The 26,067-nt window shown below is 71.9% G+C and carries 21 protein-coding genes; 7 read left to right on the top strand and 14 right to left on the bottom strand.

Features of this window, described 5'->3' with window-relative positions; all coding sequences use genetic code 11:
- Positions 1-4: 4 nt before the first annotated feature.
- The 8 genes from HNQ07_RS05525 to HNQ07_RS05490 all read right to left on the bottom strand — a co-directional run bounded on the left by HNQ07_RS05525 (position 5) and on the right by HNQ07_RS05490 (position 8,130).
- Positions 5-310 (bottom strand): hypothetical protein, encoded by a 306-nt coding sequence (locus HNQ07_RS05525; protein WP_184109949.1) that lies wholly within the window; start codon positions 308-310, stop codon positions 5-7.
- A 96-nt stretch (positions 311-406) separates the two neighbouring features.
- Positions 407-1,459, bottom strand: coding sequence for an Atu2307/SP_0267 family LLM class monooxygenase (locus HNQ07_RS05520; RefSeq protein ID WP_184109948.1), 1,053 nt, complete (start codon positions 1,457-1,459; stop codon positions 407-409).
- A gap of 172 nt (positions 1,460-1,631) precedes the next feature.
- Positions 1,632-2,228 carry a hypothetical protein gene (locus tag HNQ07_RS05515; protein ID WP_184109947.1) on the bottom strand — a complete coding sequence of 199 codons (597 nt, stop codon included), beginning with the start codon at positions 2,226-2,228 and terminating at the stop codon, positions 1,632-1,634.
- Between the two features lie 11 nt (positions 2,229-2,239).
- Positions 2,240-3,568, bottom strand: coding sequence for an ABC transporter permease (locus HNQ07_RS05510; RefSeq protein ID WP_184109946.1), 1,329 nt, complete (start codon positions 3,566-3,568; stop codon positions 2,240-2,242).
- Complete coding sequence (locus HNQ07_RS05505) at positions 3,565-4,302, bottom strand: ABC transporter ATP-binding protein (protein WP_184109945.1); 738 nt, start codon at positions 4,300-4,302, stop codon at positions 3,565-3,567. Before HNQ07_RS05505 ends, HNQ07_RS05510 begins: the two co-directional genes overlap by 4 nt.
- Positions 4,299-5,654 (bottom strand): efflux RND transporter periplasmic adaptor subunit, encoded by a 1,356-nt coding sequence (locus HNQ07_RS05500; protein ID WP_184109944.1) that lies wholly within the window; start codon positions 5,652-5,654, stop codon positions 4,299-4,301. Before HNQ07_RS05500 ends, HNQ07_RS05505 begins: the two co-directional genes overlap by 4 nt.
- Complete coding sequence (locus tag HNQ07_RS05495) at positions 5,651-6,697, bottom strand: TolC family protein (RefSeq protein ID WP_229831861.1); 1,047 nt, start codon at positions 6,695-6,697, stop codon at positions 5,651-5,653. Before HNQ07_RS05495 ends, HNQ07_RS05500 begins: the two co-directional genes overlap by 4 nt.
- On the bottom strand, positions 6,694-8,130 hold the full coding sequence (locus HNQ07_RS05490; protein WP_184109943.1) for a TolC family protein: 1,437 nt from the start codon (positions 8,128-8,130) through the stop codon (positions 6,694-6,696). The genes HNQ07_RS05495 and HNQ07_RS05490 overlap by 4 nt, the downstream gene beginning before the upstream one ends.
- A 165-nt stretch (positions 8,131-8,295) precedes the next feature.
- On the opposite strand from HNQ07_RS05490, the gene HNQ07_RS05485 reads away from it, so the two are divergent.
- The 3 genes from HNQ07_RS05485 (at position 8,296) to HNQ07_RS05475 (ending at position 11,321) form a co-directional block, all read left to right on the top strand.
- On the top strand, positions 8,296-8,979 hold the full coding sequence (locus HNQ07_RS05485; protein ID WP_184109942.1) for a response regulator: 684 nt from the start codon (positions 8,296-8,298) through the stop codon (positions 8,977-8,979).
- Positions 8,976-10,310: a sensor histidine kinase gene (locus HNQ07_RS05480; protein WP_229831862.1), complete on the top strand. Its 1,335-nt coding sequence runs from the start codon at positions 8,976-8,978 to the stop codon at positions 10,308-10,310. The genes HNQ07_RS05485 and HNQ07_RS05480 overlap by 4 nt, the downstream gene beginning before the upstream one ends.
- Before the next feature lie 135 nt (positions 10,311-10,445).
- Positions 10,446-11,321: a hypothetical protein gene (locus tag HNQ07_RS05475; RefSeq protein ID WP_184109941.1), complete on the top strand. Its 876-nt coding sequence runs from the start codon at positions 10,446-10,448 to the stop codon at positions 11,319-11,321.
- A 51-nt stretch (positions 11,322-11,372) separates the two neighbouring features.
- On the opposite strand, the gene HNQ07_RS05470 is transcribed toward HNQ07_RS05475, so the two are convergent.
- The gene (locus HNQ07_RS05470; RefSeq protein WP_184109940.1) at positions 11,373-12,650 is read right to left on the bottom strand and encodes an AMP-binding protein; all 1,278 of its coding nucleotides are present in this window, start codon (positions 12,648-12,650) and stop codon (positions 11,373-11,375) included.
- 274 nt (positions 12,651-12,924) lie between these two features.
- Here HNQ07_RS05470 and kynU point away from each other — a divergent pair, with 274 nt between their 5' ends.
- Together kynU and HNQ07_RS05460 are read left to right on the top strand one after the other, a co-directional pair.
- On the top strand, positions 12,925-14,157 hold the full coding sequence (kynU, locus tag HNQ07_RS05465) for a kynureninase (RefSeq protein ID WP_184109939.1): 1,233 nt from the start codon (positions 12,925-12,927) through the stop codon (positions 14,155-14,157).
- Complete coding sequence (locus tag HNQ07_RS05460) at positions 14,154-14,990, top strand: tryptophan 2,3-dioxygenase (protein ID WP_184109938.1); 837 nt, start codon at positions 14,154-14,156, stop codon at positions 14,988-14,990. Before kynU ends, HNQ07_RS05460 begins: the two co-directional genes overlap by 4 nt.
- A 150-nt stretch (positions 14,991-15,140) precedes the next feature.
- Here HNQ07_RS05460 and HNQ07_RS05455 read toward each other — a convergent pair whose 3' ends face one another.
- The 5 genes from HNQ07_RS05455 to HNQ07_RS05435 form a co-directional block, all read right to left on the bottom strand.
- Positions 15,141-16,790, bottom strand: a complete 1,650-nt coding sequence (locus HNQ07_RS05455) for an FAD-binding dehydrogenase (RefSeq protein WP_184109937.1) — start codon at positions 16,788-16,790, stop codon at positions 15,141-15,143.
- Positions 16,791-16,947: 157 nt separating this feature from the next.
- A complete protein-coding gene (locus tag HNQ07_RS05450; protein WP_184109936.1) occupies positions 16,948-18,606 on the bottom strand; it encodes an alginate O-acetyltransferase AlgX-related protein in 1,659 nt (552 codons plus the stop codon).
- A gap of 65 nt (positions 18,607-18,671) precedes the next feature.
- A complete protein-coding gene (locus tag HNQ07_RS05445; RefSeq protein ID WP_184109935.1) occupies positions 18,672-19,277 on the bottom strand; it encodes an alginate O-acetyltransferase AlgF in 606 nt (201 codons plus the stop codon).
- A gap of 39 nt (positions 19,278-19,316) precedes the next feature.
- On the bottom strand, positions 19,317-20,483 hold the full coding sequence (locus HNQ07_RS05440; RefSeq protein ID WP_184109934.1) for an alginate O-acetyltransferase AlgX-related protein: 1,167 nt from the start codon (positions 20,481-20,483) through the stop codon (positions 19,317-19,319).
- Between the two features lie 17 nt (positions 20,484-20,500).
- The gene (locus HNQ07_RS05435; protein ID WP_184109933.1) at positions 20,501-21,904 is read right to left on the bottom strand and encodes an MBOAT family O-acyltransferase; all 1,404 of its coding nucleotides are present in this window, start codon (positions 21,902-21,904) and stop codon (positions 20,501-20,503) included.
- A 399-nt stretch (positions 21,905-22,303) separates the two neighbouring features.
- Here HNQ07_RS05435 and HNQ07_RS05430 point away from each other — a divergent pair, with 399 nt between their 5' ends.
- Positions 22,304-23,710: a xanthine dehydrogenase small subunit gene (locus HNQ07_RS05430; protein ID WP_229831863.1), complete on the top strand. Its 1,407-nt coding sequence runs from the start codon at positions 22,304-22,306 to the stop codon at positions 23,708-23,710.
- Positions 23,707-26,055, top strand: coding sequence for a xanthine dehydrogenase molybdopterin binding subunit (xdhB, locus tag HNQ07_RS05425; RefSeq protein ID WP_184109931.1), 2,349 nt, complete (start codon positions 23,707-23,709; stop codon positions 26,053-26,055). Before HNQ07_RS05430 ends, xdhB begins: the two co-directional genes overlap by 4 nt.
- Positions 26,056-26,067 lie beyond the last annotated feature (12 nt).

Genomic DNA, 26,067 nt, shown 5'->3' with positions numbered 1-26,067 from the left:
TCCCTCAGAACTGCAATTCGGGCGTGGTGATCGCCACGTTGCCCGGGTAGACGTCGTAGCGGACGTCGGTGGTCTGCTTGACGCGCACCTGCATGCGGGCGTAGGCAATCGAGCCGCGCCCCACCTTGAGGGTCTTCACGTGCGTGCCGTCCAGTGACTGCTTCTGCGAATCGAAGCCGAACCACCCGACGCCGTAGCGCACCTTGACCTGCGCGCCGGCCGGAGCCTCGAAGAACGCGGTGCCCGTGGCGTTCCAGAAAGATTCCACGGTGCGCCAGTTGCCGCTCGTGACGTGTTTCGTACGGATCATGCTCCTCCCCCCTTGTCGGACGGCGGCCCGGGCATGGGGCGGCCTTCCTGACCACAGCATCGTCAGGGGCCGTGATCGGCGCATGACCGCCCGGAACTACGTGGTGGGGACGCCCTGGGCGAGCGCGTGCTGCACCAGCGGTTTCACCCGGCCGCCCAGCAGGTCGATGGCCTCCAGCATGCCCGCGTGCGGCAGCAACACGTTCGTCATCTGGAACGTCAGGCGGTCAATGCCGCCCAGGACGTCGTTCACCCACAGGGCCTTCTCGGCCACCGTCTGCGGATCGCCGATCAGGTAGGGACCGCCGGGACCGGCCGCCGCGTCGAACTGCGCGCGGCGCGGCGGCGCCCAGCCGCGTTCCCGGCCGACGGTCTCCAGCATCCGCGCGTAGCCCGGGTAAAACGCGTCCAGCGCCTGCGTGGTCGTGGGGGCCACGAACCCGAAGGCGTGCACACCGACCTTCAACGACTCCGGCGCGTGCCCGGCGCGGCGACCGGCCTCACGGTAGAGGTCGATCAACGGCCGGAACTGCCGCAGGTCCCCGCCGATGATCGCCACCATCAGCGGCAGGCCCAGCAGGCCGGCCCGCACGAAGGACTGCGGCGTGCCGCCCACGCCCAGCCACACCGGAAGCGGGCTCTGCACGGGGCGCGGGTAGACGCCCTGCCCGGTCAGCGGCGCGCGGTGCTGCCCGGTCCAGTGCACCTGCGTGGATTCACGGAGTTTGAGCAGCAGGTCGAGCTTCTCGGCGAACAGAGAGTCATAGTCCTGGAGGGCCAGGCCGAACAGCGGGAAGGCCTCCGTGAACGATCCGCGGCCGGCCACGATCTCGGCCCGGCCGCCGGAGAGCAGGTCGAGGGTGGCGAATTCCTGAAAGACCCGCACGGGATCGGCGGCGCTGAGCACCGTCACCGCGCTCGTGAGGCGGATGCGATCGGTGCGGGAAGCGGCAGCCGCCAGGATCACGGCCGGGGCCGAGTCGAGGTACTCCTGGCGGTGGTGTTCGCCCACGCCGAAGGAGTCCACGCCGGCGCGGTCGGCGGTCTCGATCTCCTCGATCAGGTGCTGGAGGCGCTGGCTGGCGCTGAGGGTCACGCCGGTGGCCGGGTCCGACACCACGGCGGCAAAGCTGTCGATTCCTATCTGCATGGCGGGCTCCTGTGGACGCATGTCGGTTCCAAGCGGTCCCGCTGCGCCCAGCTCGTACAGATGGTATTCCGAATCGGTTTATTTTGCAAAGCAAGCAGATGACCCGGCTGCCGACGCAACCGACCGGGCCGGCAGCGACGGCATCCCGTCCACCACCGGCCCACGGAACGACTCACTTCTTCTGGAGCACCGCGATGTACGCCTTCAGCGCGTCGGCCTGGCGGCCCTGCTTGAAGGGGTTGAACTGGCCGGGCTGGCCTCCCGCGCCCTGGCCGCCCGCCTGAGCACCGGTTCGCTGGCCGCCGCCGAAGCCGCCGGGGCCGAAACCGCCCGCACCGGGCACGCCGGGAATCCGCACGCCGCCGCCAGTGGTCCCGCCAGCCTGCGCCTGAGCGCGCCGGGCTGCGCGTTCCTGCTCGGCCTTGAGCTGCAGGTCGTCCATGGCGGTGAGCTGCTTGTCTGTCATGATCTTGTCCTCGATCTGCGACAGATACTTCTTGGCGTCGTTCGGCTGGACGCTGGCGGCCTTCTGGATCGCCAGCAGGATCGGCAGCAGCTGCTTGGCCTGCGCCTTGGTCATGGCGGTCGAGGGGGTTTTTTCCAGGTCCGGCAACAGGCGGAGGTCCTGGGCGAGATCGAAGATCGGCTGCATCTGCTTCATGCGCGCCTGCATCTCGGGCGTCATCTGGCGGGTCGTCTGGCCGCCCTGCTGGGCGGACGCGAGGGTGGCGAGGGTCAGGCCGACGGTAATCACGGGGGTGGCTTTCATGGTGGGACTCCTTACTCGTAGCGGAGGGAATCGACGGGATCGAGCCGCGCGGCGCGGGCGGCGGGGTAGTAGCCGAAGAACACGCCGACCAGCGCGCTGAACACGAACGCGACGATCATGGGCGTGGGCGAGAACACGGGGGTGATGGAAAAGGCCCGGCCGGCAAACGCCGCGGCCACGCCCAGCAGCATGCCGATCACGCCGCCGCTGACAGACAGCAGCGACGCCTCGACCAGGAACTGCGTGAGGATGTCGCGGGGCCGGGCGCCCAGCGCCTTGCGCACGCCGATCTCACGGGTGCGCTCGGTGACCGACACCAGCATGATGTTCATGATCCCGATGCCGCCGACCAGCAGGCTGATGCCGGCGATCGCGCCGACCAGGATGGTCAGGGTGTTCGTGATGGCGCTCAGGCTGGCCAGCGAGTCCGCCTGGTTCTGCACCTGAAAGTCCAGGGCGGTGGGGTCCGTCAGCTTGTGCCGGGTCATCATCACGTCCGTGACGTCCGACTGGAGCTGTTTGAGGTCTCTGGCGTCCGTGGCCTGCAGGTAGACGTTGTTCACGGTGGGCTCGCCGCTCGCGGAGTTGGTGCGCGAGAAGCGCTGCAGGTAGGTACTGAGCGGAATCAGGATCTGGCCGTTGGCGTTGCCGAAGCCGGAGTTGCCCTTGTCGGGCAGCACGCCGCTCACGGTGAAGGTCACGGTGCCCAGCCGGATACGCTGCCCGATGGCCTGGTCGTCGGTGGCGCTGCCGTCCGTGCCGTCGCCCCACAGGTCGAGCAACACCTGGTGGCCGATCACCGCGACGCGCTTCTTGCCGTCCACGTCCGCCTGCGTGAAGTACGCGCCGGTCTCCACCGGGCTGTTGCGCACCGTCTCGTACGCGGGCCACGTGCCGACCACGGTCGCCTGGGTGTTGTTGCTGCCCAGCTTGGCCTGCACGCTGCCCTGCGCGGCGGGCGCCACCCCGGCCACGCGGGCGCCGAAGGTGGTGGCGAGCGTCTCGGCGTCCTTGACGGTCACGGTCTGGCGCGGGCCGCCGCGCACCAGGCTGCCGCCGCCGAAGCCGCGCGCACTGCCCACCGTGAGCAGGTTGGTGCCCAGCGATTCGAGGTTACGCGTGACGCCGGCGGTGCTGCCCTGGCCGATGGCCGTGAGCGCCACGACAGCCGCCACACCGATGATCACGCCCAGCGCAGTCAGGATGCTGCGCATGGGCGTGCCGATGATGGCCCGCCACGCGATGGTGAAGGCTCCGCCCAGGCCGATGCCGCCACCCTGGCGGCGCGGGGCGGTCGCGGGCGGCGCGGCCGGAGCGCGTTCGGTCGAGGTGGTCGTCATGCGTGCGCCTCCAGCACCGCCGACTCGCGTGGGGTCTGCCGGGTGTCGCTCTCGATCAGGCCGTCACGGACGCGCACGACGCGCTCGGCGTACGCGCCGATGTCGTTCTCGTGCGTGACCAGCACGACCGTGGTGCCCTCACGGTGCAGCTCGCTGAAAAAGGCCATCACTTCGTCGCTGGTGCGGGTGTCGAGGTTACCGGTCGGCTCGTCTGCGAGCAGCAGGCGCGGACTGCCGGCCAGGGCGCGGGCGATGGCGACGCGCTGTTTCTGGCCGCCGCTGATCTGGCTGGGCAGGTTCGCCGCCTTGGCGTCCAGACCCACCCGCGCGAGCACGTGCATGGCGCGCTCGCGCCGCTCGCGCGAGGGCACGCCCGCGTAGGTGAGCGGCACCTCGACGTTCTCGACCAGGCTCAAGCGCGGCAGCAGGTGGAAGGCCTGGAACACGAAGCCGATGTCCTGGTTGCGCGCCGCCGCCCGCTCGTTCTCGCTCAGGGTGGTCACGTCGCGCCCGCCCAGGTGGTACGTGCCGGCGCTGGGCCGGTCGAGCAGCCCGATGATCTGCATCAGCGTGGTCTTGCCGCTGCCCGACGGACCCATCAGCGCGACCATCTCGCCCTGCATGATCTGCACGCTCACGCCCTTCAGGGCCTCGAACACGATGTCGCCGGTCTCGTACACCTTGCGGACGCCCTGAATGTCCACGACGGCCGGGCGCGCGGCGGGCGCGCTCACGGCACACCCCCGGGAGGCGGGCCGCCGAAGCCGCCGGAGGTCTGCGTCTGGCGCGTGGCGCTGCCCGACGTGCTGGCCTTGCCGGGCACGATGACCTCCTGCCCGGCCGTGAGGCCGCCGGTCACGACCGTGTTTGTGCCGTCGGTCGCGCCGGTCTCGACCCGCACGCGTTCAGGCTCTGCACCGGCCGCGCCCGGCACCTGCACGTACGAGCGGGTCCGCACCGTCTGGATGGCCTTGCTGGGCACCAGCAGGCCGCGCGCCTCGCTCTGGATGATCTCCGCCTCGGCGGTCATGCCGGCCCGCAGCTTGCCGTCCGGGTTGCCGAGCTGCACCGTCGCCGTGAACACCGAGATGCCGTTACTCTGCGTCGCCCCGGGCGATACGCGCACGACCTTGCCGCTGAAGGTCTGGTCCTCGTAGGCGTCCAGCGTGACGTCGGCGCTCTGGCCGACCTTCACGCCGGCGATCTCGGTCTCGTCGATCTGCACCGGCAGGTTCAGGGTGGTGTCGTCCAGCAGGGTCAGGATGGTCGCGCCGCTGGTCACGACCGTGCCCTCGGTGGCCGACACGGTGCTGATCACGCCGCTGATCGGCGCGTACACCTTGAGGTCCGCGCGGGCCTTCAGGGCGGTCGCCAGGGCATCCTGCGCCTGCTGCACCGCAATCTGCTGACTGCGAAGGTTCTGCGTGTCGCTGCTGCCGCCGGTGGCCGCCTGCGTCTGCGCGGCGCTCAGGGAGGCGCGGGCCGAGTCCAGCGTCTGCTGCGCCTTGACCACCGCCGACTGCGCGTCCGCCAGGGCCTGCGCGCTGACCGCGCCGATGGCGCTGAGCTGCCGCTGCCCGCTGAGGGTCCGCTGCGCGTCTGCGAGGGCCTGCTCGGCCTGCGTGACGCTGCTGCTCGCCTGCGTGACCGAGCTGCTGCGCCCCGCCGCCGAGTTCGCCTGACTGGCCCGGGTGGCGTCCAGCGCCGCGCGGGCCTTGTCGAGGTTGAGCTGCGCGGTCTGCACGTCCTGGGTCACGGTGTCGCTCTGCAGGGTGGTGATCAACTGACCCTTCGTGACGCGCTCGCCCACCGCCGGCACCGCGCCGACCGTGGCGGTCAGGTCAGCGCCGACGGTGCGGGTCACGTTCGCTTCCAGGGTGCCGGGGCCGCTCACGCTCACACGCAGCACGCCCGGCGTCGCGGCCTGCGTGGTGGTCGTGACGGCGGGCGTGGCGGACGCGGCTGTTCGGGTGCGAGCCATGTACACTCCGCCGCCCACGCCCGCCAGCAGCACCACGCCCGCGACCACCCACGGCCAGCGCCGCCGGGCAGGCCGCGCGCGGACCGGAGTCGAGGTCGTGGTCATATGCTGCCGCCGATGCCGGTGAGATTCACCCCGGCAGCCACGGACAGCGAGGCGAGGGCGGTGAGCACGTTGTCCTGCGCCTGGAGCCGGGCGTACTGCGCTTTTTTCAGCGCGAGCTGGGTGTTCTGGAGTTCCACGGCGCTGATGGTGCCGCTCTTGAGACGCGCGGCGTCCTGGGTGGCGGTTTTCTGCGCAGCGGCCTCGCGGCTCTGGGCCACGGCCAGCAGTTCGTAGGCGTTCTGGGCGGCCTGGTACGCGCTGGCGAGGCTCTGGGTGGCGGTCTTGCTGGCGCTGTCGGCGCTGCGCTGGGCGTTGGCGAGGGCGGTCTTCGCGTCCTGGAGGGTGCGGGCCGGGGTGAAGTCGTTGTCCGCGAGCTTGACGTTCAGCTGCGCCAGGGCCAGGTCGCCCGCGGCCGAGGTGACGGCGCTGAGGTTCCCCAGACCGCCCTGCAAGGTCGCCTGCGTGCTGGTCAGCTTGGGCACGGTGGGCGCCCCGGCCGCGCGCACGCCGCTGCCCAGGCCGGTCAGGGTGGCCAGCCGCGCGCTGGCGAGGTTCACCTGGGCCTTACCGTCCGCGAGGTTCTGCTGGCTGCTCGCCAGGGTGTTCTGGGCGTTCGTGACGTCCAGCTGGGTGGCGTTGCCGATGCCGAGCTTGACCTGCGCGACCTGCACGTTCTTGGTGTCTACCTGCACCTGCAGCGTCTGGAGGGTGACGTTCTCCTGCGCTTCCAGCAGCGCCGTGTAGGCGGTGACGGTGTTCTGCAGCGCGCCCAGCTTTGCGCCGCGCAGTTGCGCCTGCGCCAGCGTGGCGGTGTTCTTCGCGCTCAGCTTCGCGGCGACCAGCGAGCTGGGGTCGGCCTGCGCCGCCTGGTTGGCGGCCTGCGCCTTGTCCAGGTTCGCCTGCGCGGTCTTGACGTCGGTGTTGTTGGCCAGCGCGGCGGTCACGGCGGCCGTCAGGCTGACCGGGGCCGCCGACTGGGCGTGCGCGGCGGGCACTAGCAGGGCGGCGGTCAGGGCGGTCAGGGAACGGGTACGGGACATCATGCGGGGCCTCCGGCGGCGGTGGTCAGCTGGAGCAGGTTCAGCTGGGCGGTGACGCGGGCGGACACAAGGTCGCGCTGCGCCTGGGCGAGGGCGAGTTCGGCCACCGACACGTCGTCGGCGGTGCCGGTACCGGCCTGGAGGCGGGCCTGGGCGGTGTCCAGCGCGGTCTGCGCGAGTTGCACAGCCGTGGCCCTGGTCTGCACGGCGATGACACTGGTCTGGAGCGTGGAGGAGCGGGTGCGGACGTCGAGTTCCACGGTCTGCTGCGCGACCGTGAGGCTAAGCTGCGCCTGCGTGACCGACGCCTGGGCGGCCGACACCTGCGCCGCCGCAGCCGGCGAGTACACCACGTACGAGCCGCTGATGCTGGCGCTGATGCGGTCCGACGTGCTGCTGCCCGACGACTCGCCCAGCGGCACGGAATACCCGGCGCCCACCGTGCCCTGCGTGAGGTTCAGGTTCGCGCTCAGGCCGCCACTGCCGCTGGGGCCGTAGCGCACCGACGCGCTAATGTCCGGCAGCGTCTGGGTGCGCTTCTGCTCGTCCAGCGCGTCCTGCGCGGCGGCCAGGGTGTTGCGCGCCTGCACGACCTCCGAGCGCGAGGTGCGGGCGCGGGCGACCAGGGCCGCGATGTCCGGCAGCGTGACCGTCTCGGCCGGCGTGGTGGGGAAGGCGGTGGCGTTCACGCTCTGGCCCAGCGCCGCGCCCAGGCTACGGCGGGCGGCGTCCAGGCTGGCGGAGGCCTGCACCTGCGCGGCCTGCGCCGTCTGGAGGGCTGCCTGGGCGTTCAGGACCGTCTCAGCGGTGGCGTTCCCGGCGGCCTGCTGGGTCTGGGCCACACTCAGCTGGCGCTGACGCAGCTCCAGCGTGCGCTGGGCGAGGTCGATGTCGGCCACGGCGAGCACGGCCGCGTAGTACTGCTGCGAGACGTTCAACCGGGCCGACGCGCCTGCTTCCAGCAGGTTGGCCTGCGCGAGGTCCAGCGAGCGCTGCGCGCCGCGCAGGCTGCTCTGGTTGTTCGACCACGGCAGCAGACCCAGGCTGACGTTGACGCCGGCGCTACCGCTGAGCGACGACGACAGGCTGGTGGTCGTGCCGTCGGACGCCGTGGCGGTGCCCGGCCCGGTGTACGCGGCGTTGCCGGTCACGCTGACGGTCAGGCCCAGGGCGGTGCGGGCCGCGTCGAGGTTCCTCTGCGCGACCTGCACCGAGAGCTGCGCCTGTGTCACGCTGGGCGCGCCGCTGAGCTGCGCCAGCGCGGCGTCCAGCGTGAGGGAAGCGGGAGCGGTGGTCGTGGTGATCTGGGCCGGGCTGGACTGGGCTGGCGTGGTCTGGGCCGGAGCGGTCTGCGCGTGGGCGGCCACGCCCAGGGCGAGACCGGCCGTGAGCACGGCGCGGAGCAGCGGCGCAGGAGCGCGGGGACAGAGCGTCATGCCGCGCAGTCTTAGCCGCGTTCACGAACGGACCGCGCAGCTTATTTGAAGATTTGTCGAAGGCGGGTCCAGGCCGTCTCAGACGCAGTTCAGGCTGCTTCAGAGCGCCCGGTCACGCCCCGCTGCCTTCGCATCCCCTTCACGCGCGCCGCCTACCATACGGCCATGAGCGCCCTGATCCTGATTGTCGAGGACGAACCGCAGCTGGCCGAGGTGCTGGAGGCCTACGCCCGCCAGGAGGGCTACCGCACCGAGCGCGCCGGCGACGGCATGAGCGCCCTGACGGTGTTCCGCGCCGCCAGCCCCGACCTGATCCTGCTGGACGTGATGCTGCCGGGCAAGAGCGGCCTGGACGTCCTCAAGGCCGTGCGAGCCGACGGGCAGACACCGGTGATCATGGTCACCGCCCGCGCCGAGGAGACCGACCAGATCGTGGGCCTGGAACTGGGCGCCGACGATTACGTGGTCAAGCCGTTTCGCCCGCGCGAGGTGATGGCGCGCGTGAAGGCCGTGCTTCGCCGCGCCAGCGCCGTGCTGGAGGACGACGAGAAGCCGCTGCGGGTGGGGGTGCTGGAGGTCGACCGCCGCGCGGTGATCGCCCGTGTGAACGGGCATACCCTGAACCTCACGCCCGCCGAGTTCCGGCTGCTGTGCCACCTGGCCGAGGCGCCGGGCCGGGCCTTCACCCGCGAGGAACTGCTCGCCGCCGCTCTGCCGGACAGCGACGCGCTGGAACGCGTGGTGGACGCGCACCTGGCCAGCGTGCGCCGCAAGCTCGACGCGGGGGGCGCGGGCAACCTGCTGCACACCGTGCGCGGCGTCGGCTACCGCCTGGAAGTGGGCGCTTGACCATCTCCCGGGTGCTGCGCTGGGCCGGGCTGCGGCGCGGCCCCAGCCTGGCCCTGACGATGCTGCTGGCGATGCTGGCGGTGTCGCTGCTGACGGTGGCGAGCATGTTCGTGCTGTCGAACGCGGTGGTGGAGCGCGAGGTGCGCCGCCTGCCGCCCGAGATGCAGACCTACCTGCGCGCCCAGGCCGAGGCGCAGCGCCGCGGGCAGGTGATCGTGCAGGCGCCCACGCCGGAGGTGCGCACGGGCTCGGTGGCCGATCCTTACCTGCCGCCCGGCCAGAGCAGCCCGGACGTGGGCGGCGTCGTCCGCAACGCGGGCGGGCAGGACACCACCATCAGCGAGGGCCGCAAGGTCCGCACGCGCGACGACGGTGGCGGTGGGCCGCGGGTGTTCGCGCCGCGCACACAGGACTTCGTGCGGCAGGTCCAGGCCAGTCTGGTGCAGGTGGGCCTGATCGCGGCGGTCGCGTCCGCGCTGCTGGCGTTCCTGCTCGCGCGGCGGGTGGCGCATCCGGTCAGTGCGGTCAGCCGCGCGGCGCGGGGTCTGGCCCGCGGGGACCTCACGGTGCGCGCCCCGGTGTTCCGCGGCGAGCGCGAGGTCGCGGACCTGGCGCGCACCTTCAACGAGATGGCCACGAACCTTCAACAACTGGAGCAGGAGCGCCGGCAGGCCGTTGCGGACATCGCGCACGAACTGCGTACACCTCTGGCGGTGATCCAGGCCCGCCTGGACGCGCTGGAGGACGGCGTGTACCCCCTGAACCACGATCAGGTCCGGATGCTGAGCATCCAGACGCAGGTGCTCACGCGGCTGGTGGACGACCTGCGCACCCTGACGCTGCTGGAGGCCGGCCAGCTGCCGCTGTACCAGGCGCAGACGGACCTCGCCGCGCTGGGCGCCCAGGTGGTCCATGACCTCACGGACCGGGCGGCGGCGCGCGGCGTGGCCCTGACGCTGCGCTCGCACCCCGCGCAGGCCTTCGCGGACCCGCACCGCGTGCGGCAGATCCTGGCAAACCTGGTCGAGAACGCCGTGCGACACGCCCGCGGCCGCGTGGAGGTCAGCGTGGAGCCCCACGACGACGCCGTGCTGCTGCGCGTGGACGACGACGGCCCCGGCATTCCGGCGAGCAGCCGCGAGGCGGTGTTCACGCGCTTCACGCGCCTGGACGACAGCCGGCAGCGCGACACCGGCGGCAGCGGCCTGGGGCTGGCGATCGTGCACGCCCTGGCCGCCGCGCACGGCGGTCTGGCCCGCGCCGACGAGAGCGAGGCCCTGGGCGGCGCGAGCTTCCGCGTGAGCCTGCCGCGGACCCCGCAGCCGAGCTGACGAACCGGGCGCGGAGGGTTCACCGAATCCGAATAAATGAAGGCCAGGACGGATAAAATTCATTAGAGCACGCCCAAAAGCCGATGACGCACCGGCCCATCCAGCGGGCTACACATGAGCCTAGTCTGAGGGCATATGCGCGTCTCCGTTCCCCTCCGTCCTGCCCACCGCCATATCCTGCGTCCGCGCGCCGCCGGGCTGATCGCGCTCGTGGCGGTGTCGCTGCTGTGCGGCTGCTCGCAATCGGACGTGAACGCCCCCGAGCCGGCCGCCGCCGCGTCGACCGTGGCCGCCGCTCCTGCGACCACGCCCCCGGCCGAGGCCGCCGTGAAGCCCCTGAGCATCACGTCCAGCACCACGGCCCTGACCCTGACGCACTGGACGGCCACCACCCTTCCGGTCACCGTGACGGGCGGCAACGGCGGGCCGATCTCGCTGCGGGCGGAACGCGCGGACGGCAGGGACGGCGACGTGATCGAGGTCAGCCCCGCGACCTTCACCCCCGGTAAGGCCCCCACGGCCGTGACGCTGCGGCCCACCAAGGTGGTGTTCCCGCAGCCGGACGGAGCGGCGCCGTGGAAGCTCGTGGCGTCGCGGGGCGGCCAGGACCTCGCCAGCCTTGATCTGAGCGTCACGCTGAACACCGTGAATCTGCGCTTCACCATGGAGCCGGTCACGGCCGCGGCGGGCCAGACGGTGGACGCGGTGCTCACGGTGGACGCCGACTCGCGCGACCTGCCGGGCTTCACCTTCAGCCTCAGCCCGTATATCCCCGACGAAGCCGAGTACTACGGCCCGGTGGCCGACGCGACCGGACCGCGCACGTACACCGTGACGAGCCTGCCCGCCACCATCCGTGTGCCGATCACCTTCAAGACCTTCCCCGGTGATCCGGCCGCCGGCCCGGCCATTTTCCAGCTCAGCGTGGACGGCCTGGCCGACGCGCTCGGCTCGAACCGCTACCTCGGCAAGTACGTGCGCGCCACCGTCACGTGGACCCCGGCGCCCTGAAGCGCCCCTGACCGTGGTGGCGAGGGAGATCCTCGCCACCTTTTTTTTGCGTCAGCGGGCGCCGCGCAGGTCCGTGACGCGGCGCAGCTTCCCACCCTCGCTGCGGGGCAGGCTGCCCGGCTCGCACAGTTCGCAGCGCACGGTCACGCCCACGACCGCCTTCACCTGCCGCTCGATCTCCGCCCTCAGCGCGGCGCTGTCCTCGGCCTCCACGCGCAGGGTCAGTTCGTCCAGCACGCCGCTGCGCGACAGCACCACGTGATAGTGCGGACTGACGTGGCCCAGCGTGATCAGCACGGCTTCGAGCTGCGTGGGATACACGTTCACGCCGCGCAGGATGATCAGGTCGTCGCTGCGGCCACGGATGGCGTCCATGCGCCGCATGGTGCGACCAGTGGCGTTGTCGTCGGGCAGCAGGCGCGTGATATCGCCGGTCCAGTAGCGCAGGATCGGCATGGCCGAGCGGGTCATGGAACTCAAGACCAGCACGCCCCACTCGCCGTCCGGGAGCACGTCACCGGTCTCGGGATCGACGATCTCCGGGTAGAAGTGATCCTCCCAGACGTAGCTGCCGCGCTGCTCGGCGGCGTCCTCGTTGCTCACGCCGGGGCCGATGATCTCCGACAGGCCGTAGATGTTCGTGGCGGTCACGCCCAGCGCGGCCTGCACCTCGTGGCGGGTCTTCTCGGCCCACGGTTCGGCGCCCAGCACCGCGTACTTCAGGCTGGTGTCGCCGGGGCCAAGCCCGCGCCGCGCCAGCGCCTCGCCCAGCACCAGCGCGTAGCTGGGCGTGCACGCGATCACCTCGGGGTGCAGGTCCTCGATCAGCTGCACCTGCCGCTCGGTGCCGCCGCCGGACACCGGCACGGTGCACAGACCCAGCCTTGCCGCCCCGCCGTGGGTGCCCAGGCCACCCGTGAACAGCCCGTACCCGTAGGCGTTGTGGAACACCATGCCGGGCCGCGCGCCGGCCGCGTACAGCGAGCGGGCCACGACCTCCTCGAACACGCCCAGGTCGTGCTCGTCGTAGGCGACCACCGTGGGCTTGCCGCTCGTGCCGCTGCTGGCGTGCAGGCGGCGCAGCGCCGAGCGCGGCACACACGACAGCCCCAGCGGGTAGGTGTCGCGCAGGTCGGCCTTGCGCGTGAACGGAAAGCGGGCGAGGTCGTCCAGGGTGCTCAGGTCGTCCGGCGTGACCCCGGCGGCGCGGAACTTCTCGCGGTACGCGGGCACGTGCTCGTGCTGGCGCTCCAGCATGGTGCGCAGCTGGCGCCGTTGCAGGGCGCGCAGCTCCGGGATGGGCATGGCTTCACGGTCGGGCTGGAACACGGGCATTCCTCCGGGGTGGGGACGGCTGAAGTGTGCGGCCAGTGTACCGAACGGGCGTTAGGGCCGGGCCGGGTGCCCGCACCCCCGGCCTATACTCGGGGTATGTCCGCCGAACACCGGGAAGGCCGCGCCGGCGCGAACTGCATCGCGCGCGCCCTGCACGGCTGGTGGTGTGCGCGTCTGGGTCGGCCGCTGCGCGCGTGACGGTCGATCACCCACCACTCCCGGCCCGTCTCCCGGCCGGGCGGCCCTCTCCCCTGTTCCCGGAGCGACCATGACCGTAACGACCGACGCCACGACCATCCCCGCCCACCTTCTCGATCTCGACGCGCGCGATCTCCTCGCCCACAAACGGGCCGAGTTCCTGCTCCCGCCGGACGTGCTCTATCTCGACGGCAACTCGCTGGGGCCGCTGCACCGCTCGGTGCCAGCCCGCCTGGCGGGGGTGGCAGAGCGCGAGTGGGGCCAGCAGCTGATCCGTTCGTGGATGGGGGATGCCGACTGGATGCACCTCCCGGAGCGCGTGGCCGCCAAGCTCGCCCGGCTGATCGGCGCGCAGCCGGACGAGGTCGCGGTGGGCGACTCCACGACGGTCAACGTGTTCAAGGCGCTGGCCGCCGCGCTGCACCTCGCGCCGCAGGGCCGGCGCGTGATTCTCACGGACGCGGACAACTTCCCCACGGACCTGTACGTGGCCCAGGGCCTGAACGCGCTGCTGGGCGGCGGCTACGAGCTGCGCCGCGTGCCGAACACCGAGGTGGCCGACCACCTGAATGCCGACGTGGCCGTGCTGCTGCTCACCGAGGTGGACTACCGCACCGGCCGCCGGCTCGACCTGCCGGACCTGACGGCGCGGGCACACGCGGCCGGCGTCCTCACGATCTGGGACCTGGCGCACTCGGCCGGGGCGTTCCCGGTCGATCTGGACGGCGCGGGCGCAGACTTCGCGGTGGGCTGCGGCTACAAGTTCCTGAACGGCGGTCCCGGCGCGCCCGGCTACCTGTACGTGGCCGCGCGGCACCTGGACAGAGCGCCCGTGGCGATCAGCGGGTGGATGGGCCACGCGGACGTGTTCGAGATGGCCCGCGAGTACAGCCCGGCCCCCGGCGCGCGGCGCTTCGTGCCCGGCACGCCGCAGGTGCTGGGCCTGAGCGCCCTGGACAGCGCCCTGGACGCCTTCGCGGACGTGGAGATGGCGGACCTGCGCGCCAAGTCGCTGTCGCTGACGTCCACCTTCATGGCGCTGATGGAGCTCCTTGCCGCACGTCATCCGCTGGAGCTCGTGACGCCTACAGAGCCGGAGCAGCGCGGCAGCCAGGTGAGCTACCGCCACCCGGACGCCCGCGGAGTGATGGCCCGGCTGACAGAGCGCGGCATCATCGGGGACTTCCGCACGCCCGACATCCTGCGCTTCGGGATCACGCCGCTGTACCACTCGCACGCCGACATGTGGCGGGCCGTGCAGGGCATCGGCGCGGTGCTGGACCGTGCGGAGACGCCCGTATGAGCGGCCCCGACCCCGACAGCGCCGCCCGGGCGCACATGGACTTCACGCGCTCGCTGGGGTACGGGGAGTACCTGCACCTGGACACGCTCCAGGCCGCGCACCAGCCCGTCACGGCCGCGCACGACGAACACCTGTTCATCACGGTGCACCACGTCTCGGAGCTGTGGCTGGACCTGATCGTGCGCGAACTGACGCTGGCGATGACGCAGCTCGCAGCAGGTATCACGGACGCGCCGCTCAAGGGCCTGACCCGCGTGGTACGCGCGCAGGAGCAGCTCACGCAGGCGTGGGAGGTCCTGAAGACCATGACCCCCGCCGACTATTTGCAGTTCCGCGACGCCTTCGGGCAGGCATCTGGCTTCCAGTCGGCCGCGTACCGGCTGGTGGAGATCCTGCTCGGCAACCGCCACGCCACGCTGCTCGGCCCCTTCGCGCACCGGCCGGACGTGCACGCCCGCCTGGACGCCGCGCTCCGCGCGCCCAGCGTGTACGACCTCGCGCTGCGGCTGCTCGCCGCCCGCGGTCTGGACGTGCCGGCGGCGGTGCTGGAGCGCGACCTGACGCAGCCGCCCGCGTCGCACCCGGCCGTGCTGGCGGCTTGGCTGACGGTGTACCGCGACCCGGTCACCCACTGGGAGCTGTACGAACTGGCCGAGAAGCTGCTGGACGTCGAGGACAACTTCCGCCGCTGGCGCTTCAACCACCTGACCACCGTGCAGCGCACCATCGGCATGAAGGGCGGCAGCGGCGGCACCAGCGGCAGCGGCTACCTCCAGCGGGTACTGGGCGTCGTGCTGTTCCCGGAACTGTGGGACGTCCGCACGAACCTGTGATCCTGTAGCCGGGACCGGGCTGACCGGGCGCGCTCAGGACAACAGCCGCTCCCGGTCCGGGTCCGGGCGTGCGCCGTCGGTCACGCGGCGGCGCGCCGTCACCGTGAACGACACCCTGTCCTCCTGCGAAGCGGAGCGCGCGAGCGCTGCTCAGTCAACGCCGGCCGCGGCCCGGCCCGCGACCCGGCCACTGAACAGGCACCCACCCAGGAAGGTGCCCTCCAGCGCCCGGTAGCCGTGCACGCCGCCGCCGCCAAACCCCGCGACCTCGCCCGCCGCGTACAGGCCGGGAATGGGCTGGGCGTCCTGGCCCAGCACGCGCGAGTGCAGGTCGGTCTCCAGGCCGCCCAGGGACTTGCGGGTCAGGACGCTCAGCTTCACGGCGACCAGGGGGCCGTCGCCGGGGTTCAGGAGGGGGGCGGGTTTGGCGACGCGCACCAGCCGCTCGCTGAGGTAGGCGCGGGCGCCGCGGATGGCCGCGACCTGCGGGTCCTTGCTGGCCGGGTGCGCGATCTGCAGGTCACGGTCGCGGAGTTCGCGCCGCACGCGTTCCGGATCGAGGCCGGCGTCGGGAGCCAGGGCGTCCATGCGCCGCAGCAGGTCGTCGAGGGTGGGCGCGACCACGAAGTCCGCGCCCTTGTCCATGAAGGCCTGCACGGACGGCGGCACGCGGCCCCCCACCCGCCCCAGCACGGCGCGCACGTCGCGGTTGGTGAGGTCGAGGTTCTGCTCGCTGCCCGACAGCGTGAACTCCTTGCGGATCACCGCGCGGTTCAGCACGAACCACGTGTGCGGGTAGCCGTGCGTGCCGATGTGCGTGAGCGTGCCCAGCGTGTCGAAGCCCGGATAGTGCGGGGCCGGGAGGCGCCGTCCGCCGGGGTCCAGCCACACGCTGCTCGGGCCGGGCAGGATGCGGATCCCGTGGCCCGGCCAGACCGGGTGCCAGTTGCGCACGCCCTCGGTGTAGTGCCACATGCGGTCGGCGTTGATCAGCCGCGCACCCTGGGCGTGCACGGCCTGTTGCAGCTCACCGTCCACGTGCCGCGGCACGCCGGAGACCATGGTGTCCGGCGCGGGGCCCAGGCGCTCGGTGGGCCAGTACTGCCGCACCAGCCGGTGGTTCCCGCCGATACCGCCGGAGGTGACGATCACCGCGTCCGCGCGGAACTCGAAGGCCCCGACGGCCGCGCGCGAGCTGCTTTCACCCCGCTCGAGCCGCGAGGGTTCCAGCACCTCACCGTGCACACCCGTGACCGCGCCGCCCGTAAAGGTCAGCCCCAGCGCCCGGTGCCGGACGTGCAGCGTGATCCGCCCGGCCTCGACGTGTGCGTGGACACGGGCCGCGAAGGGTTCGACCACACCGGGGCCGGTCCCCCACGTGACGTGAAAGCGCGGCACGGAGTTGCCCGGTCCCGCCGCGCCCTGCCCGCCCCGCTCGGCCCAGCCGACCATGGGAAACCAGCGCACGCCCTGCGCGTGCAGCCACGCGCGTTTCTCGCCCGCGGCGAAATCCAGGTAGGCCTGCGCCCACTGCCGCGGCCAGTGGTCGTCCGCCCGGTCGAAGCCGGCGGTCGCGTCCCAGTCGCGGCCGGCCAGTTCCCGGCTGTCGCGGATACCCAGGCGCCGCTGCTCGGGCGAGTCGATGAAGAACAGCCCCCCGAACGACCAGAAGGCCTGCCCGCCGAGGTTCTGTTCGCCCTCCTGGTCGAGCAGCAGGACACGCCTGCCGGCGTCGGCCGCCTCGGCCGCGGCGACCAGCCCGGCCAGTCCGGCCCCCACCACGATGATGTCCGCGTCCACGTGCGCCTCCCCGATCCGTCACCCTGTTCGGCACCCATTCTGCCGTACGGCGCTCCTGTTCCGGCTGTACGAACGTCACGCCCTGGAGCGGTGGAACGGCCGGCGTGGCGGGACCGGGCCACCCATGCCCCCGTTGCCGCCACGCCGCACGGGGAGCTCAGGGCATCACATTGAGTTCCAGCGCGCCGGCGGCGCTGACGTCCACCCGCTGGACCTTGCCCAGGCCGCCCAGGCTCAGCAGGAAGTCCTGGCGGTGCGTCATGCGGTCGGAGTTGGCCACCGTGAACGTTCTGGTGCCCGCGTCGGTGGTGACGGTGACGGTCACGGCCGTCACGGTGGCGTCGGCGGTATGCACCCGGACCGCGCGGGGCGTCATGGTCGCCGTGTCCACGCCCACCTTGCCGGAGCCGCGGGCGGCCGTCCCGCCCTTGGCGTTCAGGGCGGCGGCCTCCACGAAGCGCAGGTCGGACTCAGCGGTGTCAGCGCCGCCCAGCAGCGGCACCTGCCAGATCAGCACCTTCGGCCGGCTCTGCGCGTAGGCGTCGTCGAGCAGGTAATCCTTGAGGCTGGAGAACACACCGGCCCCGCCGTAGGACACGTTGTCCACGCGGGCGCCCAGCGCTTCCTGGATGAAGCCGCCGAAGTTCAAGGACGGCAGCGACGAACTCGCGCCGACGAGTACGACGTCGGCCGCTCCGCCCAGCAGACCACTGCCCGCGCTGTCGCCCTTCACGAGGTCCGACACCGCGCCGCCCGCCGACACGGTCAGTTTCTTGAAGATCACGGCCATGGGGCGCCCGTCGCCCGGCGCGAAGGTCGTCTTGCCGCCGTTGTAGTCCGCGAAGCGGAACTCCACGCTGTTCACCCCGGCGCGGGCGTCCACCGTCCACGTGCGCGTCACGTTGTCGCCCTTCTTGAGGCCTGCGATCGTGTCGATGACCTTGCCGCCCGCCGTCACCTCGACCGACTGACCGTCCAGCGGCGTCTCGAAGGTGGCGGTCACGGTGACGGACGCGGCCGCTGGCACGGCGTACGACACGCTTGCGGCCGGACCGAAGGCCCAGCGCACCGTGCCCTCGCTCGCGCCGAAGTTGCCGGGAGCGGCGACCAGGGGGCCGGCCGGCCGGGTCTGGTAGTCGCCGTACGTCTCCGGCGCGACGGTCAGCGAGCACAGCGCCGCGATCTGCCCCAGCACCGGCTGGTCCTGCACCTGCCGGGTCACCGTGCCGGCCTTCAGGCTCACGAACGGTGCGGCGTCCAGCGGCATGTGCAGCGTCTTGACGGTCTCGGCCACGACCTGCGCGGCCGTCTGGGCGCCTTCGGGCGTCCAGTGGATGTCCTGCCGGAAGAGCCCGGCGTCACCCTGCTTCAGGGCCGGGGTCAGCAGGTCGGCGGTGGGCACGCCGGCCGCCCGCAGGTCCGCGACCAGGCCGGTGTAGAAGGCCTGCGCGGCCTTCGCGTCGAAGGTCTTCTGGGTGGGGCTGCTGGCCCGCAGCTGTTCAGCGGCCACGAAGGAGCGGGGCGGCACGGGGGCCAGGACCAGCGTCACGCCCTGGGCTTTCAGCGCGGCGGCGAGTTTCACGGCGCCGGGCACGAAGGCGGCGCGGGCGTCGGCCCACGGGCGGTTCATCCAGCGGCCCGACAGTTCGTCGCCGTAGAAGAAGTACCCGTGCTCGCCCTGGAACATCCAGGCCTTCTTGTCCAGGGTGTCGCCGCAACTCGCGGGCACGTCAGTGGCGGGAGTGGGCGCGGCGGCGCGGGCGGCGGGCAGGGCGAGCAGCAGGGCGGCGGTCAGGGTCAGCAGGGTCCGGGGCATGGTGGGCAGTCCTCGCAGATGGGTCGGGATGACGGGGGTGGGCGGGGAGGAGCGGCGGGCGCCGGTCACTTGCCGGGCGTGACGAACACGGCGGTGCGGTCGGCGTGGGCGCCGAACACGAAGGCGCTGTAGCTCGCGCCGGCGCGCAGCGCCTCGGTGGGGAAGGTCTGGACGGGTTTGTCGGCGGCAAAGACGCCCAGCGCGGCGCTGACGGCGTTCACGCTGAGGGATTTCACGCTGCCGGCTGGCACGTCCGTGAGCAGCCGGGTCCGGCCGTCGGCCGTCATCAGCGAGGCGGGCGCGTCGCTGAAGTTGTAGAGGGTCAGGCGGGCACGGGTGACGGTGCCCGGCAGTTCGGCGTCCAGGGCGCGCAGCTTGCCACCCTGGAGCACCAGTGTCTGGTACTGGCCGCCCGCGACGTTCACGCGCAGGGTGGCGCTGCCGGCGCGGAAGGTGTGCGCGCCCTGCGGCACGACGACATAGGCGCTTACGGCCTGCGCGCCGGGCCGGAAGGTGGCCTTGCCGTCCAGGGTCACGGCGGTGGCCGCGTCGGCGTTCGCCACGCGCACGAACGCGGACCCGGCGGGCGGAGCGGGGGCGTAGAGGGTCTCCTGAGCGGCGGCGATTCCCAGCAGGAGCAGGGCGGGCAGGATCAGTGAATGGTGGCGCATACGAACCTCACAGGGGTGACGGGAAGGCGACGGACGGGTTCAGAACGGAGCGAGAGGAGCATGGTCCTCGGCGGCCACGGGGAGCGGCAGGAAGCGTTCGGGGATCTCCCACACGAGCACGCGCGGTGGAGTGTCGGTGAAGGCGGGGTCGCGCAGGTACGAGCGGAGGCTGCCGCTGAAGTCGGCCCCCTCGCGGCTCACGTTCGTGATGGCGCTGCCCAGCGCGGTCTGCACGGCGCCCTCGAAATTGCCGCGCAGGCCGTAGGAACTGCCGGCGAGCACCACCTGGGGTGCGTCGCCCAGCAGGCCGCCGCCACCCCCGTCACTGACCGTCGTCTCGGTCGCCTCGGTGTCGGTGGGGGGACGCAACGCGTCCGGAACGACGTGCAGGCCCATCAGGCGCAGCAGGTCGCCGGTGCGGGGCGTGGCCGGAGCCGCGGTGGTGCGGAAGGTCGCCGGCGGCAGGTCGCCGGCCAGCGCGCGCACCCGGGCCGCCACCGCCCGCGCGGCCGTCCGCGCGCCCGCCTGGTTCCAGTGGGTGTCGGTGCGGTAGTACTGGTCAGCGCCGGCCACGGCGGCCTGCATGGGCGTGAGCAGGTCGGCGGTGAGCACGCCCCGGGCGCGCAGCAGCGCCTGGTACTCGCGGTAGCCCGGTTCCGCCCGCAGCCACGCGGGCAGCGCGCCGCCGCTCAGGTGGGCGGCCTCGACCCGGCTCTTGTTGGGACTGACGGCCACCAGCAGGGTCACGCCACGCGCGGCGAGGACACGGGCAAGCTGCGCGGTCAGGTCGGCGCGCTGCTGCATATGCCGCGCGGCGTCCGGGTGCGGGGCGAGTTCGGACGCCAGGAAGATCCAGCCGCCCTGGCCCAGCCGCACCTCGTCGCTCGCGCCGCGCGTGGTGAGGTAGCGCGCGGTGTTCGCGGTGGCGACCAGCGCCGAGCGGCCCGGCAGGGTGGCGTCCAGGCGCGCTTCGGCGGCATGGAACGTCCGGCCGGACAGCAGGGCCGACGCCGTCACGGTCACCGGGTGCTGGACATCGGTGACCAGGGCGCCCCTGAGGGCGCCGAGGGTCCCACCAACCACCGTGGCGGCGAAGGCCACGCCGGTGACCAGCAGGGGCCGGGGCAGCGCGAGGGCGGCGTCTAGCACCCGGCGGGGCGCGCTGCGGGTCGGGGGGCGGGTGAGGGTGGTGGGGTTCGTCGTCATGGCACGGTCCTCGGCGGTCAGAACTGGAAGTACAGGAACGGCGCGTAGTGCTGCGCGGCCAGCGTGGCGACGGCCAGCAGGAACACCGGCGTCAGCGCGTACTGCGCCGTACGGACCAGGGCAGGCCGCAGCTGCGCGCTGCGCGACCGCCACAGCGGCGAGACGTACACGACGGCGATCCCGGCCGCCAGTACGGCCAGCCGCTCCGGCGTGACGGTGAACGCGACGTCCGGCGTGAAGTTCAGGCCGTTGAAGCCTGCCAGGGCGCGGTAGACCTCGCCGGCGTGCGCGACGCTGTCGCTGCGGAACAGCACGCGGCCCAGGATGATGATCAGCATGACCTTGGGCACCGCGTACCACACGGGCGGCGGGGGCCGGCCAAATTTCTTCTTGAGCACGCGCTCCAGCACCAGGAAGCCGCCGTTCCACATGCCCCACAGCACAAACGTCCAGTTCGCGCCGTGCCACAGCCCGCCGACCGCCATGGTCAGGAACAGGTTCAGGTTCGTGCGGGTCAGGCCGTGGCGGTTGCCGCCCAGCGGGATGTACACGTACTCGCGCAGGAAGGTGCCCAGGCTGACGTGCCAGCGTTGCCAGAACGCCGTGATGGACGTGGCCGTGTACGGATCGAGGAAGTTCTCGGGGAACTTGAAGCCGAGCATCAGGGCCAGGCCGATGGCCATGTCGCTGTAGCCGCTGAAGTCGAAAAACAGCTGCACGGTGTACGCGACGCTGCCCAGCCACGCGTCCGCCGCGCCGGGGTGGGGAGCGGAGTACGCGGCGTTGACCAGCGGCGCGAGCGGGTCGGCGAGCAGCACCTTCTTGCTCAGGCCCATCATGAAACGCTGCGCGCCCAGCGCGAACTGCTCCGGGGTATGGGTGCGTTCCCGGAACTGGTCCGCCAGCAGGTGGAACTTCAGGATCGGGCCGGCCACGAGGTGCGGAAACAGGCTCACGAAGGCCCCGAAATCCACGATGTTCTTCGGCGCCCTGGCCGTCCCGCGGTGCAGGTCCACGAGGTAGCTGATGGCGTGGAAGATGTAGAACGACAGGCCCATCGGCAGAACCACGTGCGTCCACGTCAGGGGGTCGAGGCCGAACAGGTCGCGCACGCCGTTCATGCTGGAGACGGTCATGTTCGCGTACTTGAAGTACCCGAGCAGGCCGAGGTTGACGACCACGCCGGCAGTCAGCCACGCCCAGCGCGCCCGGCCCTGCGTGGCGAGCACCCGGCCGCCGAGGACGTACGTGACCACGATGACGGTTACGAGCAGCAGTAGGAACGCCGGCTGGGTCCAGCCATAGAACAGCAGGCTGCCGGCCAGGATTGTCCACGACCGCCAGCGGGCGGGTGTCAGGCCGTAGGCCAGCAGGAAGGCGGGCAGGAATGCGAATAGGAAGATGTAGGAGCTGAAGACCATGAGTTCACCGTGGGAGGAAGCGGGGCGGACGCCTGACCCGAACGTATGCAAAGGATTACAACTGGAATCTCACGGGTATGCCCTGCAACACGGTGTTTTTCACGTTGCAGCTTCATGAACTTGCCGACTGCTGACCGTAAGACCAGTGAAAGTGGTGAGCACCTTTCACCCGGTCACCCGCCCGTGACACCCTGCCCAGACGGCGACCTGTCGTTTCCGCGCGGCGCGGGCTATGCTGGGGGCAGTTCCAATCAGGCCGCTGTTCTGCATGGATAACCAGCGGCCCGCCCCCGACACCGCGTCCGGCGTGAACCATGCGTCCGTCCCTGGCACGCCAGGCTGACGGGCGTGGACGCCGGGTGTTCCGTCCCAAGTGGACACGGAGGGAAGGTGGAGAACGTGACGATCACCGTCAACGGCGCGCCCAGGCGGGCGGGCGCGGCCGTGAACACGACCGTGCTGGAGTGGCTGCGCGCCGAGGGCCTGACCGGCTGCAAGGAAGGATGCGCCGAGGGCGAGTGCGGCGCGTGCGCGGTGCTGGTGGCCCGGGACGACGGCCGGGGGAACACGCGGCTCGACAGCGTGAACGCCTGCCTGCTCACGCTGGCCGCGCTGGACGGCGGCGAGATCGTGACCAGCGAGGGCCTGGGCAGCCCGCAGCACCTGCACCCGGCCCAGCGCGAGATGGCGGTGCGCGGCGGTTCCCAGTGCGGGTACTGCACGCCGGGCTTCGTGGTCAGCATGGCCGCCGAGTACTACCGCGCGGACCGCGAGGCCGGGCAGCACGGCGCGCCGAACGGCTTTGACATCCACGCCCTGAGCGGCAACCTGTGCCGCTGCACCGGCTACCGCCCCATTCAGGACGCCGCGCACGCCCTGGGCACGCCAGAGGACGGTGATCCGCTGGCCTCCCGGCGGTCGCAGCCGGCACCCGCCGTGGCGACCACACACGTCAAAGCCGCCGACGGCGAATTTCACCGCCCCGCAACCCTGCGAGAAACGCTGGACCTGCTGGCCGCGCATCCCCACGCGAAGGTGCTGGCGGGCGGCACGGACTGGAACGTGGACGTCAACCTGCGCCACGCGCGGGCGGACGTGGTGGTCGCGGTGGATCACCTGCCGGAACTGCGGCGGTTCGAGGTGACGGACGACGCCGTGCTGCTGGGCGCGGGCCTGAGCCTGAGCGAGCTGGAACGCCGGCTGGGCGGCCGCGTGCCGCTGCTCGCGGCGTGGTTCCCGCAGTTCGCGTCGCGCCTGATCCGCAATTCCGCGACGCTGGGCGGAAACCTGGGCACCGCGTCGCCTATCGGAGACAGTCCGCCCGTGCTGCTCGCGCTGGACGCGTCGGTGCTCCTAGTCGGCCCGGACGGCGGGCGCGAGGTGGCCCTGAGCGAGTACTTCACCGGCTACCGGCAGACCGTGCGGCAGGCAGGCGAACTCATCGCGGCGGTGCGCGTTTCCCGGCCGCTGGCACCGCTGACCGCGTTCCACAAGATCGCCAAGCGCCGCTTCGACGACATCTCCAGCGTGGCGGTCGGCTACGCGCTGGACGTGCAGGGCGGCGTGGTCACGCACGCCCGCATCGGCCTGGGCGGCGTGGCGGCCACGCCCCTGCGCGCCCACGAGGCCGAGGCCGCGCTGGAGGGGCAGCCGTGGACGGAAGCGACGGTGCGCCGGGCGGCCCGTATTCTGGGTCGGACGGGCACGCCGCTGTCGGATCACCGCGCGAGCGCTGCCTACCGGGCGGCCATGCTGGAGCAGAGCCTGCTAAAGTTCTGGTTCGACTCGAGCGAGGTGACGGCATGAGCCTGCACGAACGTCCGGCCCACGCGCCCGTGGGCGAGGCCATCCCGCACGAGAGCGCCGCCCTGCACGTGACGGGGCACGCGCTGTACACCGACGACCTGGGCGTGCGGCTCGCGGGGCTGCTGCACGCATGGCCGGTGCAGTCGCCCCACGCGCACGCCCGCGTAACGGGCCTGGACACCATGCCCGCGCTGGACGTGCAGGGCGTGGTACGGGTGCTGAGCGCCGCCGACGTGCCGGGCGTGAACGACGCCGGCGTGAAGGGCGACGAGCCGCTGTTTCCGTCCGAGGTGATGTACCACGGGCACCCGGTGTGCTGGGTCCTGGGCGACAGCGAGGATGCGGCCCGGCTCGGCGCGGCCGCGGTGAAGGTCACGTTCGAGCCGCTGCAGTCGCTCATCACCGTGCGCGAGGCCATTGACGCCAGGGCCTTCCAGGGCGCGCAGTCCACGTTGCGGCGTGGGGACGTGGCGGTCGGCTTCGCGCAGGCCGCGCACACCTTCGAGGGCGAGTTCGACATCGGCGGGCAGGAGCATTTCTACCTGGAGACGCACGCTGCGCTGGCGCATGTGGACGAGGCCGGGCAGGTCTTCATCCACTCGAGCACGCAGCACCCCAGCGAGACGCAGGAGATCACCGCGCACGTGCTGGGTCTGCCCTCCAGCGCCGTGACAGTGCAGTGTCTGCGCATGGGCGGCGGCTTCGGCGGCAAGGAGATGCAGCCGCACGGCTATGCCGCGATCGCCGCGCTGGGCGCCACCCTGACCGGCCGGCCGGTGCGGCTGCGGCTGAACCGCACGCTCGACCTCACCCTGACTGGCAAGCGCCACCCCTTCCACGCCGTGTGGAAGGCCGGCTTCGACGCCGAGGGACGGTTCACGGCCCTTCAGGTGACCTTGACCAGCGACGGCGGCTGGAGCCTCGACCTGTCCGAGCCGGTGATGGCGCGGGCGCTGTGCCACCTCGACAACGCGTACTTCATTCCGCACGTCGAGGCGCACGGCCGGATCGCCCACACGAACAAGACGTCCCAGACGGCGTTCCGCGGCTTCGGCGGACCGCAGGGCATGCTGGTCGTCGAGGACATTCTGGGCCGGGTCGCGCCGCTGCTGGGGCTGGACGCGCACGAGCTGCGCGCCCGGAACTTCTACCGGCCAGGCGAGGCGACGCCCTACGGCCAGAGTGTGCGCCACGCTGAGCGGCTGCATGACCTGTGGGCACAGCTGCTGGAGCGCAGCGACTTCCACACGCGCCGGGCCGAGGTCGCCGCCTTCAACGCCGCGCACCCGCACCGCAAGCGGGGCCTGAGTGTCACGCCGGTGAAGTTCGGCATCGCCTTCAACTTCACCGCGTACAACCAGGCGGGCGCGCTGGTGCACGTCTACAAGGACGGCTCGGTGCTGATCAACCACGGCGGCACCGAGATGGGCCAGGGCCTGCACACCAAGATGATCCAGGTGGCCGCGACCGCGCTGGGCGTGCCGCTCTCCAGCGTGCGGCTGGCCCCGACGCGCACGGACAAGGTGCCGAACACCAGCGCCACGGCCGCGAGCAGCGGCGCCGACCTGAACGGCGGGGCGGTCAAGGACGCCTGCGACCAGATCCGGGCTCGGCTCTCGGAGGTGGCGGCCGGCACGCTGGGCGTCCACCCCGACGACGTGCGCTTCGAGGCGGGCCACGTCTTCCCCATCGGGCACCCGGAACGGGGCATGGACTTTGCCGCGCTGGTGCACGACGCGTACCACCGCCGCACGCCGCTGTGGGCGGCCGGCTTCTACCGCACGCCGGGCCTGCACTGGGACCGCGTGGCGATGCAGGGCGAGCCCTTCAAATACTTCAGCTACGGCGCGTCGGTGTCGGAGGTCGAGGTGGACGGCTTCACCGGCGCGTACCGCGTGCGCCGCGCCGACCTGCTGCACGACGTGGGCGACAGTTTGTCGCCGCTGATCGACCTGGGACAGGTGGAGGGCGGCTTTCTCCAGGGCGCGGGCTGGCTGACCCTGGAGGAACTGCGCTGGGACGAGTCCAGCGGCGAGGGCCGGGGCCGGCTCCAGACGCGGTCCGCGAGCACCTACAAGCTCCCGAGCTTCAGCGAACTGCCCGACGTCTTCAACGTGGCCCTGCTGGAGCGCGCCACCGAGACCGGTGTGGTGTACGGCAGCAAGGCGGTGGGCGAGCCGCCCCTGATGCTGGCGATCTCGGTGCGCGAGGCGCTGCGCGAGGCCTGCGCCGCCTTCGGGCCGGGTGGCCGCTCCACCCTGCTGGGCAGCCCAGCCACGCCGGAAGCCGTGTACTGGGCGCTGGACCTCGCCCGCACGGGCGCGGAGGTGGCGGCCGATGACTGAGCACCGATGCTC

The sequence above is a fragment of the Deinococcus metalli genome, from assembly GCF_014201805.1.
Classification (GTDB): Bacteria; Deinococcota; Deinococci; order Deinococcales; family Deinococcaceae; genus Deinococcus; species Deinococcus metalli.
Note: the sequence above shows the minus strand (reverse complement) of the source record. Positions and strands in the feature narration are given on the sequence as shown.